12 protein-coding genes are annotated in these 13,698 nt (G+C 41.6%); 11 read left to right on the top strand and 1 reads right to left on the bottom strand.

Annotated features, from left to right (window positions below; translation table 11 throughout):
• Window positions 1-58: 58 nt before the first annotated feature.
• From rlmD to ACYQ5K_RS01690, 8 genes are all read left to right on the top strand, one after another.
• On the top strand, window positions 59-1,222 hold the full coding sequence (gene rlmD, locus ACYQ5K_RS01725; protein ID WP_195231316.1) for a 23S rRNA (uracil(1939)-C(5))-methyltransferase RlmD: 1,164 nt from the start codon (window positions 59-61) through the stop codon (window positions 1,220-1,222).
• 304 nt (window positions 1,223-1,526) lie between these two features.
• Entirely contained in the window at window positions 1,527-3,449 is a 1,923-nt protein-coding gene (locus ACYQ5K_RS01720) for an ABC transporter substrate-binding protein (RefSeq protein WP_459777224.1), read from the top strand.
• 205 nt (window positions 3,450-3,654) lie between these two features.
• Window positions 3,655-4,635, top strand: a complete 981-nt coding sequence (locus tag ACYQ5K_RS01715; protein ID WP_459777223.1) for an ABC transporter permease — start codon at window positions 3,655-3,657, stop codon at window positions 4,633-4,635.
• An 11-nt stretch (window positions 4,636-4,646) separates the two neighbouring features.
• Complete coding sequence (locus ACYQ5K_RS01710) at window positions 4,647-6,404, top strand: ABC transporter permease subunit (protein WP_459777222.1); 1,758 nt, start codon at window positions 4,647-4,649, stop codon at window positions 6,402-6,404.
• Between the two features lie 8 nt (window positions 6,405-6,412).
• A complete protein-coding gene (locus tag ACYQ5K_RS01705; protein ID WP_459777221.1) occupies window positions 6,413-7,408 on the top strand; it encodes an ABC transporter ATP-binding protein in 996 nt (331 codons plus the stop codon).
• A complete protein-coding gene (locus ACYQ5K_RS01700) occupies window positions 7,398-8,870 on the top strand; it encodes an ABC transporter ATP-binding protein (RefSeq protein ID WP_459777220.1) in 1,473 nt (490 codons plus the stop codon). Before ACYQ5K_RS01705 ends, ACYQ5K_RS01700 begins: the two co-directional genes overlap by 11 nt.
• Window positions 8,871-8,891: 21 nt before the next feature.
• Window positions 8,892-9,104: a hypothetical protein gene (locus ACYQ5K_RS01695; RefSeq protein WP_008369357.1), complete on the top strand. Its 213-nt coding sequence runs from the start codon at window positions 8,892-8,894 to the stop codon at window positions 9,102-9,104.
• A gap of 312 nt (window positions 9,105-9,416) precedes the next feature.
• Complete coding sequence (locus ACYQ5K_RS01690; protein WP_008369354.1) at window positions 9,417-9,659, top strand: hypothetical protein; 243 nt, start codon at window positions 9,417-9,419, stop codon at window positions 9,657-9,659.
• A 182-nt stretch (window positions 9,660-9,841) separates the two neighbouring features.
• Here ACYQ5K_RS01690 and ACYQ5K_RS01685 read toward each other — a convergent pair whose 3' ends face one another.
• Window positions 9,842-10,465, bottom strand: coding sequence for an HAD family hydrolase (locus tag ACYQ5K_RS01685; protein ID WP_173688490.1), 624 nt, complete (start codon window positions 10,463-10,465; stop codon window positions 9,842-9,844).
• A 196-nt stretch (window positions 10,466-10,661) separates the two neighbouring features.
• Here ACYQ5K_RS01685 and ACYQ5K_RS01680 point away from each other — a divergent pair, with 196 nt between their 5' ends.
• From ACYQ5K_RS01680 to ilvC, 3 genes are all read left to right on the top strand, one after another.
• Window positions 10,662-11,639 (top strand): LacI family DNA-binding transcriptional regulator, encoded by a 978-nt coding sequence (locus tag ACYQ5K_RS01680; protein WP_173688489.1) that lies wholly within the window; start codon window positions 10,662-10,664, stop codon window positions 11,637-11,639.
• Window positions 11,640-11,751: 112 nt separating this feature from the next.
• A complete protein-coding gene (ilvN, locus tag ACYQ5K_RS01675) occupies window positions 11,752-12,252 on the top strand; it encodes an acetolactate synthase small subunit (protein ID WP_117556485.1) in 501 nt (166 codons plus the stop codon).
• A 135-nt stretch (window positions 12,253-12,387) separates the two neighbouring features.
• Window positions 12,388-13,407, top strand: a complete 1,020-nt coding sequence (gene ilvC, locus ACYQ5K_RS01670) for a ketol-acid reductoisomerase (RefSeq protein WP_195231302.1) — start codon at window positions 12,388-12,390, stop codon at window positions 13,405-13,407.
• The last annotated feature ends 291 nt before the right edge of the window (window positions 13,408-13,698 follow it).

The following is a 13,698-nucleotide window of genomic DNA, read 5'->3' as shown; positions in this document are numbered from 1 at the left end:
CTGGATAATATGCCGGATCTTTTTTAAGAAAAGAATGAAAAAGAAGAGAGGATAAAAAATGGAAGAAAAGAAAAATCAGACAGAACCGGAAGTCTGTAAAGTGGCAAAAAAATGCGGAGGATGCCAGTATCAGGGAGTGCCCTATAAGGAGCAGCTGAAAAAGAAACAAAAAGCGGTAAATGCATTGTTGTCGAAATTTGGAAAAGTAGAACCGATCATCGGAATGGAGAATCCGTATTATTACAGAAACAAAGTACACGCCGTATTTGACAGAGACCGAAGGGGAAATATCATATCCGGAACCTATGAAGCGAAGACCCACAGAGTCGTTCCTGTTGAAAACTGTCTGATCGAGGACAAAAAAAGTCAGGAGATCATCCGGACAATCCGTGGACTTTTGAAATCTTTTAAGATCAAGACCTATGATGAAGATACAGGTTATGGCCTGTTCCGTCATGTGCTGATCAGAAGAGGATTTAAAAGCGGAGAAATCATGGTGGTTCTGGTGCTTGGATCACCAATCCTTCCATCGTCTAATAATTTTGTAAAAGCACTCAGAAAAGAACATCCGGAGATTACGACGGTTGTACTGAATATCAACGACAGAAAGACCAGTATGATCCTTGGGGAGAGAGAAAAAGTGTTATATGGGAAAGGATTTATCCGGGATGAACTCTGCGGGTGTACCTTCCGGATTTCACCAAAGTCTTTCTATCAGGTAAATCCGGTGCAGACGGAGATCCTTTATCAGAAAGCGATTGAATTTGCGCATCTGACAGGAAAAGAAAGCGTAATCGATGCCTATTGCGGAATCGGAACGATCGGTCTTATCGCTTCGGGACATGCAAAAGAAGTGGTTGGTGTGGAACTCAATAAGGATGCTGTAAAGGATGCAAAATTAAACGCCAGAGAAAATCAGATCCGGAATGTGAAGTTTTTCCAGGGAGATGCCGGTGAATTTATGGAGGCAATGGCAGCAGAAGGAAAAAGTATGGATGTGCTGTTTATGGATCCGCCGAGAGCCGGAAGTGATGAGAAATTTATGGCATCGGCAGTGAAGATGGGACCGGAGAAGATCGTGTACATTTCCTGCAATCCGGAGACACTGGCAAGAGATCTGAAGTATCTGACAAAAAAAGGATATCAGGTAAAAAAGATACAGCCGGTGGAAATGTTTGCGTTTACAGAGCATTTGGAAACCGTCGTACTCTTATCGCGATAACAAAAAGATTGATGAAAAAAGTAGGACAATCGTCTTACTTTTTTTGTTTTTAGTCAAATGTTAACATTTGACAATTTGTTAAAAATGCCCAAATTGTAGAATGTTAACAATCTGAATGTGTGTGAACGAAAAACAGATATCGTCCATATATGTAGTAAAATCCGTCCATGAAAGACTTGTTTTTCTGTATACAATAAAAATACGGCGTATTCCACAAAAATGCACAAAAACGAAAACGACAATAGATGTTTAATTGGTAAAATGTTATAATTACCTTAACACAAAGTTTATGGAGGAATGCAAAATGAAAAAGAGAATGATAGCCCTTATGCTGGCTGGTATCATGGTATTCTCAGCCACAGCCTGTGGCGGTGGAGGAGCTTCCAGCAAGAACCAACAGAACCAAGATGATGGCGAAAGCAAACAGGTTGGAGTTGAGGTGACCGAAGACATGCAAAGTGCACCACCGGAAGATGCTCCTGTGGGGGGACAGGTAGTAGTTGCAATTTCACCGGGTACTTTATCACCGGATATGTACGGCGGCTGGTCTAACAATGCAACAAACTCCGGATTCATCGGATTGATGAGTGGTTACGCCCTCGCTGATTACAATCGTGATTATGTTCTTGATTGGGACCCGGTTGTCGTTAAAGATCATGAAGTGATCGAGAACGACGACGGAAGCAAGACATACCGTTTTGAAATCAATGATAACCTGAAATGGAGTGACGGTTCTCCGATCACAGCAAAAGATTATGTATTCAGTCTTCTGCTTCACTCTTCTCCGGAATTTGCAGCCTGTGAAGGTGATGCAACATACGGATGGGCTTTAGTTGGATACAACGATCATGTACAGGGAACAACAAAAGAATTCGCAGGTGTTAACCTTCTTGGGGATTACGAATTCTCTATGACAATCAGTGCAGATCAGCTTCCGAACTACTATGAGATGGCAAATGTTGCCTATGGACCGGAACCGCTTGCAGCAATCGCTCCTGGATGCGACGTGAAGGATGATGGAAACGGAGCATACCTCACAGACGGATTTACAGAAGATCTCATCAGAGAAACCTTACTTGATCCGGATAAAGGATTCCGTTACAAAGCACCGGTTGTATGCGGACCTTACAAATTAAAGAGCGTGGATCTTACAACAGAAACTGTTGAACTTGAGGTCAACGAAGAATACCTTGGAACCTATGATGGAACAAAACCACATATCCAGACAATTATTTCCAAACCGGTTGCAGATGAAACAATCCGTGACGAATTTGAAAAAGGAACAATCGACTTCTACTCAGCAGGTACGGGAGAAAAGATCGAAGCTGCTTTAACAAAAGTAGAAGAAGGAAAATTAGATGCAAACTATGGTCTTGTACCGGGAACACGTATCAACGAGATGCGTTACATGTGTGACTTTGGACCGACACAGTTTGAAGAAGTAAGACGTGCAATCGCTTACATCGTAGACCGTGATGAAATCAACAAACAGTTAACAGGCGGATACGGTACAGTAGTAGACTGTTATGCAACAGATGCAACAACAGATTTTGCAGCAATCAAAGATGATATTGAATCTGAACTGATTCACTACTCATATGACCTTGATAAAGCAAAACAGGAACTCATCGATGGTGGATGGACACTGAATGAAAAAGGTGACGAGTATAAAGAAGGTACAGACAAATACCGTTACAAAGAAGTAGATGGTGAATTGATGAAATTAAAAGTTGAAGTAGCATGCTGTGAAGATGACTACTCAAAACTTTACAACACAGTAATCCCACCGGAAGCAGAAAAGATCGGTATGGAATACAAATACACATCTATGGATTTCGCACTTATGATCAATCACCTGACTCGCCAGGGTATCGACGAACCGGAATATAACATTTTCTACAGCAGTATCGGAATTCCGGAAATTCTCTTCTACTGGAACTGTTTCGATGATGATCCGAGCTTAATGGGAACATGGAATGTTAACTATATTTCTGATCCGGAATTAAAAGCGATCGGTAAAGAGATGCAGAAAATTGATCCTGAAGACATTGACGGATTCAGAAAATTATATGGAGAATTCCAGCTGGCTTACAACAAAAAACTTCCAAGTCTTCCAATGGGATCAGGCGTTTCTTACATGTTCTTCAATCCGAAGCTTAAGAATTTCGTTCCTAGAGCTCATGTGGGATGGGGAGCAATGGTATTAGATGCATATGTTGAAGAATAAATAAGAAGGATTCATTAGAATAGATCAATTCTATTAACATCTGATATGCATGACAAAACAGGGAGGACAGAACAAAGGGAAACGTTCTGTCTTCCCGTATCTTTTCTTAGTGTGAAAAACAAAATTATGACGAAGTATTCAGAAAGAATCACATGTCATAGATAATTCAGGATAACTATATAATCCAGAAGGAGAAAACTACATTATGGCAAAATACATATTGAAAAGACTTGGTTATATTATTATAGTATTCTTCCTGCTTTCCATCTTACTGTTTGGTATCTTCAAAATGGTACCTGGTGATCCTGCCAGACTTATGGTCGAGGGACAGAAGCAGAGCGTTTCACCGGAACAGTATGAGATGCTCTATCAACAGGCAAGAGTACGTCTTGGACTTGATAAACCGATTCCGGTTCAGTATTTAAGCTGGATGGGAAATATCTTACAGGGAGATTTCGGTTACTCTACCGTATATCGTATTCCGGTTAAAGAACTGATCGGACCGCCGATGAAAAATACAATCGCATTAAACGTTGTATATTATATTTTCCTTTTAGCGATCGGAATTCCGCTGGGAATCAAATGTGCAGTAAAAAAAGATACGGTATTTGATACATCACTTCAGGTAGCAACAATGATCGGTATCAGTATTCCTTCATTTATTTCGGCGCTGATCTTTATCTACCTGTTTGCGATTAAAATTCCGATTTTCCCGATCAGTGGAATGGTTACAACCGGTGCGAATTTCACTGGCTTCAGAGCATTCTTAGATTATTTATATCATATGGCACTTCCTATCATTGTATGTCTGACAGGTATCGGTGGACTGATCCGTTATGTCAGAGGAGCTCTTCTTGATGCATTATCTATGGATTATGTTAGAACAGCCCGTGCTAAAGGTCTGAAAGAAAAAACTGTTATTTACAAACATGCGTTCCGTAACGCAATGATCCCGATCACAGGCTGGATCGTAGGCTCTATCGTAGGTATCTTTGGTGGAGCGGTTATCATTGAGACCCTGTTCTCATGGAAAGGTGTCGGAAAACTTCTGATCGATTCCTTGAACCAGCATGACTATACAGTCGCATTGTCCATGCAGATGTTTTACATTTTGTTAGGACTTGCTGCAAACCTGATCACAGACTTATGTTACTGTATCGTTGATCCAAGAATTAAACTCGATTAGGAGGAAGACAAATGTTATTTGGAAAGAAGAAAGAAAAAGAGCAGCGTTCCGTTCTTGAAGAAGAACAGATGCAAAGTCCTTTTCGTACGATTATAAAAAATCTGCTGGAAAACAAACTGGCTATGGGGGGATTGATCGTATTCGTATCAATTTTTGCAATGTGTTTTATCCTTCCGATCTGGTTTCACCAGGATTTAAACTATCAGGATCCAACACAGAAAAATATCGCACCGGGATTTTCATTCCTTTCGGTTCCATCAGATTTAAAAGACAATGCCGAAGTGATTGAATTTGGTCCGACATACGGTGTAGGAGTTGACAAAGACGGTTACGTTTATGAGTGGGGACAGTTAACGAAAAACCTGAAAAAAATCCCGGCTGATATGGGAAAAGTTGTTGATATCGCAGTTGGTCAGGATCATGTGCTGGCAATCAACGATAAAGGTAATTTATATACCTGGGGCTTCAACCGAATGGGACTTAATGTGATCCCGCCGGAGCTGAAAGGCAAAAAAATCGCTGATATTGAAGCGGGATATCAGGTATCCGTTGTTGTAACAGAAGACGGAAAAGTTGTTTCATGGGGAAACACAAGTGCAGTTGATATTTCTACAGCTAATGTAAAGGACGAAAAAGTCAAAGAAGTAAAAGCAAATATTCAGACAGCCATCGCCCTTACAAAGGATGGAAAAGTCATCTCTCTTGCAAAGAAAGAAACTGCTTTAGATAATGTACCGGAAAAGATTCAGGGAAAAGTAGAGAAAATCGCTTTGACAGATAAAGCAGCAGCGGCTGTACTAAAAGATGGTACCGTAAAAGTCTGGGGAAACAACCATGACCATATTTTCTCTGTACCGGAAGAAGTACAGGGCAAAGCGGTGGATATTTCAGGTGGACGTAACCATCTTGTTGTTGTGACAGAGGATGGAAACGCGGTAGCCTGGGGCGGAAACGAAAACAAACAGGCAACAGTTCCTACAAAAGCATCCAATATTGCAAAATTAACTTCCGGTTATTATCAGAACTGCATCATCAAAGAAGATGGCTCTGTTGTAACATGGGGACTGAAAGGTTACTTACTTGGGACAGATAACCTTGGAAGAAACGTATTCTATCGTATCTTAAAGGGTGGACAGATGACTATGACCGTTGGATTCATCGCTGTTATCATCCAGTTCGCGATCGGTATCTTAGTAGGTGGTATTTCCGGATACTACGGTGGAACCGTGGATATCCTTCTTATGCGTCTGTCAGAGGTTGTCGGATCCCTTCCGTTCATCCCACTGGCACTGATCCTTTCTGCTTTGATCGGAAATAAAGTATCTGATGTCGGAAGAATCATCATGATCATGTTGATCCTCGGTTTCCTCGGATGGACTGGTATCGCAGGTCTCGTCCGTGCACAGGTGCTTGCAGAGCGTAACAAAGAATTCGTTGTTGCTGCAAAAGCACTGGGGGTAAGAGAAAAGAATATTATTTTCCGTCATATCGTACCGAACGTAATGACGATTATCATTGTACAGGCAACAATCTCATTTGCAACCTGTATGTTAACAGAATCCGGATTATCATTCTTAGGATTCGGTGTTGCAGAGCCAATTCCTTCATGGGGAAATATGCTGAACAACTGTCGTTCTTCAGAAGTTATCTCACAGTACTGGTGGAGATGGGTATTCCCGTCAGTTGTATTAGGACTTTGTACTGTAAGTATCAACTTGTTTGGTGACGGACTTCGTAGAGCAGTTGACCCGAAAGCAAATGAAAGGTAGGAATAACGATGGCATATTTATTGGAAGTAGATGATCTACATACATTTTTTAAGACAAAAAAAGGAATTGTAAAAGCGGTCAACGGTGTTTCCTATCGAGTAGAGCCTGGGAAAACATTAGGTATCGTAGGAGAATCCGGAAGTGGAAAGAGTGTATCGGCAATGAGTATCTTAAAGCTTCTGGATGGAAACGGATATATCGACAGCGGTACAATTACTTTCAAGGGAAGAAATCTTGCGGAGTGTACAATCAATGATATGTACCAGATTCGTGGAAATGAGATTTCCGTTATTTTCCAGGAACCGATGACAAGTCTGAACCCGGTATATACAATCGAAAAACAGTTAAATGAAGTTTATTTAACTCATCAGAAAATTACAAAAAAAGAAGCAAGTGAGAAATCACTTGAAATGTTAAAAGCGGTTAAGATCTCGAATCCGGAATCTGTTATGAAACAGTTCCCGCATCAGCTGTCAGGTGGAATGCGTCAGAGAGTTATGATCGCCATGGCTCTTGCCTGCGAACCAAGTCTTCTGATCGCTGACGAACCGACCACTGCTTTGGACGTTACCATTCAGGCACAGATCTTAAAGCTGATGAATGAACTGAAAAAGGAAAAAGGAACATCAATTCTGTTCATTACACATGACCTTGGAGTTATTAACCAGATGGCGGATGAGGTGGCAGTTATGTATTGCGGTCAGGTTGTGGAAATGTGTAAAGCAAGAACAATCTTTGCAAAAGAGACAACCTGCTCACATCCATATACGGAAGGACTTATGACTTCAATTCCACGTCTGGATACACCGGTTGGAGCAAGACTTGAGGCAATTCCTGGAGCAGTACCTCATCCGCTGGATCTTCCGAAGGGATGCAAATTCGCTCCGCGTTGTAAATATGCAACAGAGAAATGTTTGAATGAAGAACCAAAATTAGAGTTGGCAGAAGACAATCACTTGATTCGTTGTTTCTACCCGGATAAGGAGGCACGCCATGCCAAATAATGATGAAAAGAAAGTGCTTTTGAAAGTCACGGATCTGAAACAGTGGTTTCCACTTAAGAAAACAAAACTATTCCAGAAAGAGCAGGAGTATGTAAGAGCCAATGACGGAATTACTCTGAATATTTACGAAGGAGAAACAGTTGGTCTTGTTGGAGAATCCGGATGCGGAAAATCAACATTTGGAAGAACTTTACTTCAGATTTACAAACAGACAGAAGGTAAGACAATGTATTACGGCAGAACTCTTACCGATATGGCACCGCTTTATGTAGATGAGACAATTAAAAATATTTTTTCCAGTAAAAAGAAAATTGCTGAATTAGAAGCAAAGGCAGAAACATTAAAAGCAGAATATGAAAAAATGGAAGATTCTGCGGAAAAATTCCAGAAACAGGCTGAATGTGAAAATATCCAGAAGAAATGTAATATGGAATTCCTGAACCTTGTTCAGATCATCGGTGGATTCTACAGCTTAGATGACACAAAAGAAGCAGAACAATTACTGCTTGACAAATTTAAAGTTGCCAGAGTGATCAGCGGTTTAAATGAAGAAAACCAGATGGAAGGCACAGATAAGACAAAAGAAATCGCAGAGAAGAAAGTGGAACTTGAAAAAGCGGAAAAGAAGTTAGAAGGACTCCGCAGTAAATATAAAAGCGATGAAGCTTTTGCAAAATACGAAGCATACCGTGATGATGGAGTAGATCTTGCGAGACTTAAAACACAAGAAATGCGTTTCCTCCGTAAAGATATGCAGATGATCTTCCAGGATCCATACTCATCACTTAATCCACGTATGACAGTCGGACAGATCATCGGAGAAGGTCTTCTTGCACATGGCATTTTTAAGAAAAATGATGAAAAAATGCAGGCATATGTAATGGAAGTCATGGAAAAATGTGGACTTGCACCATACATGATCCATCGTTATCCACACCAGTTCTCCGGCGGTCAGAGACAGAGGATTGGTATTGCACGTGCACTTGCATTAAAACCAAGATTTGTAGTCTGCGATGAGGCGGTTTCCGCACTTGACGTTTCCATTCAGTCACAGATCGTCAACCTTCTGAAAGATCTTGGAAGCGAAGACAATCTTGCATATTTATTTATCTCACATGGTTTGAGTGTTGTAAAATATATCAGTGACCGAATCGGTGTTATGTACCTTGGAAACATCGTAGAGCTTGCAGAGTCACAGGAAATGTTTGACCATCCGACACATCCATATACGGAAGCGCTGTTATCGGCAATTCCGACAACAGACGTCGATTCTGACAGAGAGATGATCCCGCTTGAAGGAGATATCCCAAGTCCGGTTCATCCGCCGAAAGGATGTAAATTCCATACAAGATGTAAATACTGTACAGAGATCTGTAAGCATATTACACCGGAACTTGTGGAAATGAGACCGGGACACTTTGTGGCTTGCCACAATCCACTTGGAGTAGAAAAGGATTCATAAGATTAATAGAAAGGAATTATCATGAGCTTTTTTGGAGGATACAGCAAACGAGGAAGACAGTTGGAGGAACAGGATAAAAAGTTTCTGGAATTTAAAAAGCAGATGAGTGATCAGAACATTGTTTTTGAAAAGGGAGATTATCTGGCCATGGTTTTGGGTGCCTTCTGGGCACTCTGGCCGGCTCTGGCTATTACACTTGCAGTAATTGTGGGGATCAGCCTGTTCTTTTTATAAAAACTGCAAAAATCTGAAAGGAAGAATGAATGGAATATACCAGGAAGGCATCAATAATCTGTTGAAAAGACAGCAAAATTGATTGAGGAGCATTATATGATCGTTCCGGAAGTTCTGCATGAAAAGCAGTGTAAGAAATCCGAATAGAACGAAGGATAATGTGATTTCAGTTGTTTTAGATCAGGTGGCTAAAAAGGCACCTGACAGCGGCGTTCTGCTTCAAAGCTACGTCACAAAACAGTCTGTGTAAATGCTTGCAATTACAAGTAAAAACGAATACAATATAGAAAAAGAGGCAGGTATCAGGCAGAAATGAGACAGATGGAATTTAAAATGGAGCGTCCGGGACTGGTTGAGCCCGGACAGATTGTTGATGTGACAGAGGGCGTTGTAGCTGCGTATTTTTATTATACGATTGAGCCGGCTGTGGCAATGAGTGCCAATTACCGTTCATGGCAGAGGCTTAAGTCCGGACAGGGAAAGGTGATTGACGTAAAGCAGACACCGCAGGGGTATTATGTGGTGTGTGAATTTGATGAAGAGGATGTGGAATAAAGAGAAGGAAAATCCACTGGAAAGAATTCAATATAAAAAGATCAGAGAATGATAAAAAATGTGGTTATCAGACTCTGATCTTTTTATATTGTCATGTGTATGGAAGAAAACTACCGGTGACATGCTTAATGATGGAAAAAACTGCTATATAATCCTGAACCAGGAACATAAACAGAGAAAATCTACAGTCCAAGAAGAGCAGGAAGTTCCCTGATTGCGCCAATCTGTCTTGGTGGATCCGAAACATCACCAAATCCATACGAAGCATAAATAAAAGGCACGTCTGCCTTCTGACAGGCATCAAAATCACCTGAGGTATCTCCGACATAGACCACATCCTGCAGATGATTGCGCTCCATCAGAAGACGGATGGATTCGTTTTTTGGAACCTGTGTCTGACCAAAGCATAAAAAATCTTTGATATATTTTCCGAGTCCCATCGTTTTTAGAAAAACTTCGATATATCCACACTGGCAGTTGCTGACGATATAAAGGTCGGTTTTCCGAGAAAGGCTTTCCAGTGTCCGTGCAACATCCGGGTAAAGAATACCATGATCGGTTTCAAGCAGCCGGTTTTCATAGTCAAAGCAAAGATAGCCGATCCGGTCACGTTCTTCTTTTGGGCAGGAAGGAAAGAGTGCAAGCGTGATCTCATCCATTGTTTTTCCGAAAAGTGACTTAAGCCCATCTGCTGTAAGTGAGAGGGAAAAATCCGTATTCTCATCTATCGCCTGATTCCAGGATCTGGCAACTGCTTCGGTGGAGTCCCAGAGTGTGCCGTCTACGTCAAATATAATACCATCCATGATTCAATCTCCTGTATCTGAAAAATTATTTAACAGGTTAAGGATAGCACAAAGCGGGTATCCGGGCAATGGTCTGTAAAATATTTTATCGAAAAGTTACAGGTGCTGTCGAAAAAATGCGAATTAGTAAGAAAGAAGAAAAGAAGTGTAAGATAGTAGAAACAGAGAAAATAAAAGAAGTAAGTGGGGAAAAGAAATGGCTGAGGGGAAAATCAGGATCAAAGATGTTGCAAAAATAGCCGGAGTGAGTGCAACAACTGTATCGAATGTGATCCATGGAAGAACGGAAAAAGTATCAAGAAAGACAAGAAAAAGGATAGAGGAGATCCTGGATGAACAGGAATATGCCCCGAGCATGGGAGCGCGTATCCTTTCAGGAAAATCTTCCGGGATGATTGCTGTAGTTGTTGGGAAAAGGCAGGAATGGGAGCAGGAGAGTGAAAAATTAGAAGAAATATTGCGTGAGATCGAGAAGAGTCTGGACGAGAGGGAATATTATATGCTGCTGCATTTTGTGAAAACAGCAGAAGAATTTGTACGATATGCGGCAGTATGGAAACTGGATGGGGTTATCTGTATCTGGCTCAATGAAGAGGAGTGTACAAGAATCCGGCAGATGTGTGCGGTTCCGGTGGCTGCGATATACAGAACAGACCGGATTTACGGAAAAGCCGGTGAGGAAGTCGCAAGGTTTCTGCTTAAAAGAAAGGAACAGAGAATCTGGTTTCTGGATGGAACGGAAGAGTACGGGAAAGTGGTATGGCAGGGAATGCAGAAAATATTTTCAAAAAAAGGCTGCTTTCTTGAAGAAGAACAATATCTGGAAATTCCAAAAGACAGGGATCTGCGGAGAATGTTCTATAAAATCCGGCTGGCAGGGCTTGCATTATCCGCAGATATTCTCGTATTTGCATCTGCCGTACAGGGAGCAGAGGCTGTCGGTTATCTGCATGATCTGGAAATCAAGGTGCCGGAGGAAATTGAAGTGATGGCAGTCGGAAAAGAAGAAACAGCACTCATTTGCCGCCCACAGCTGACAACAGTCGAATTTGACAAAAAACGATTTGTCCGGCAGGTAATCGAAGAATTATATGTCCAGATGATAAAAGGATATATTTTGACAAAATCCGGAAAAATCAGTGTGAAAACAATAATTAGAGGTTCCTCTAATTGATAAAATCGAATTAAAGTGATAAAATTTTAGAAAGCTACTTGACAAAGGTAGTGTCAATTGCTACAATAAAAAAACAGAACGCACTCTGTTTTGTAAAGTAAAGGAGTATGTTATGAGAAAACAAGCTTATTCAATTTTGGTTTATAACAATCCGGGACTATTAAGCCGTATGGCAGGATTGTTCAGCAGACGGGGATACAATATTGAAAGTATTACCGCAGGTACAACTGCAGATCCGAGATTTACAAGGATCACGATCGTAGCAAGTGGAGATGAACAGATTCTTTCACAGATCGAGAAGCAGGTTCGCAAGATGGAAGACGTGATTGAGGTGAAGCCGTTAAATGACAGCAATTCAGTATGCAGAGAACTGGTTATGATCAAGGTTCGTGCAAATGCATCTGAAAGAGCAGATCTTATTTCACTGGCAGATATTTTCCGCGCGAAGATCGTTGATGTTGAAAAAGACTGTCTGATGATTGAACTGACGGGAACCGAATCAAAGTTGAAAGCGTTTATGGAGCTTCTGGAAGGATATGAGATCCTGGAGCTGGCAAGAACTGGTATTACCGGTCTGAAGCGTGGAAGCGATGACGTGATCATGTTTGATTAAAGCAGAGGGACGTTTAAAAAGAGCTCAGAGCTCGAAAGCAGCACCTTCAGGGGTGCAGCAGTAGTTACATAAGAAAGCTAGGGGCATGGAGCCTTTAACTCTATAGAATCAATAAGTCATAGGAGGAAATTAAAAATGGCAGCAAGAATTTTTTATCAGGAAGACTGTAATTTATCAGTATTAGAAGGACAGACAATCGCTATCATCGGATATGGTAGCCAGGGACATGCACATGCACTGAACCTGAAAGATTCAGGATGCAATGTCATTATCGGTCTTTACGAAGGAAGCAAATCATGGGCAAAAGCAGAAGCTCAGGGATTTGAAGTATATACAGCAGCAGAAGCTGCAAAGAAAGCTGATATCATCATGATCCTTATCAACGATGAACTTCAGGCAGATATGTATAAGAAAGACATTGAACCAAACCTTGAAGAAGGTAACATGCTGATGTTCGCACATGGATTCAACATCCACTTCGGATGCATTACACCTCCGTCATACGTAGATGTAACAATGATCGCTCCAAAAGCACCAGGACATACAGTAAGAAGCGAATACCAGGCAGGAAAAGGAACACCATGTCTGATCGCAGTAGAACAGGATTACACAGGAAAAGCCTGGGACAGAGCACTTGCTTACGGTCTTGCAATCGGTGGAGCAAGAGCCGGACTTCTTGAAACAACATACAGAGTAGAGACAGAAACAGACCTCTTCGGAGAACAGGCTGTACTTTGCGGTGGTGTATGTGCCCTTATGCAGACAGGTTTCGAAACACTTTGCGAAGCAGGATACGATCCAAGAAACGCATACTTCGAATGTATCCATGAAATGAAACTTATCGTAGACCTGATCTACCAGAGCGGATTCGCCGGAATGAGATACTCAATCTCCAACACAGCAGAATACGGTGATTACATCACAGGACCAAAGATCATCACAGAAGATACAAAGAAAGCAATGAAGAAGATCCTCTCAGACATCCAGGACGGAACATTCGCAAAAGAATTCCTTCTCGACATGTCACCAGCAGGACGTCAGGTACATTTCAAAGCAATGAGAAAGAAAGCCGCAGAACATCCATCAGAAGTAGTAGGAGAAGAAATCAGAAAACTCTACAGCTGGAACGGTGAAGATAAACTGATCAATAACTAAGCGATAGGCAACAAGCCGGTCAGCTAAGCGGAAATAGAAGGAGTCCGGGNNCCCGGACTCCTTCTATTTCTGATTAGTTAGTTGGCGCCGCCAACGGTCGAACAAGCTCTGCTTGTGAGACTCTGACCGGCTTGTATCGTAAATCATTCGACCCACAAACTCTAAAAACACAACCAGCGGAATCGCGCCTCGCGCCAATTCCGCGTCCCCCCAAAACAGAAGTCCCGTCAAACCACAAACTCAATCCAGCCAAACCGCGCTCCCGCGCCAGTTTGGCGTCCCCCCAAAACA

The sequence above is a fragment of the Allocoprococcus similis genome, from assembly GCF_054660775.1.
The sequence above is the reverse complement of the archived record's forward strand: the minus strand, read 5'-3'. Positions and strand labels throughout refer to the sequence as shown.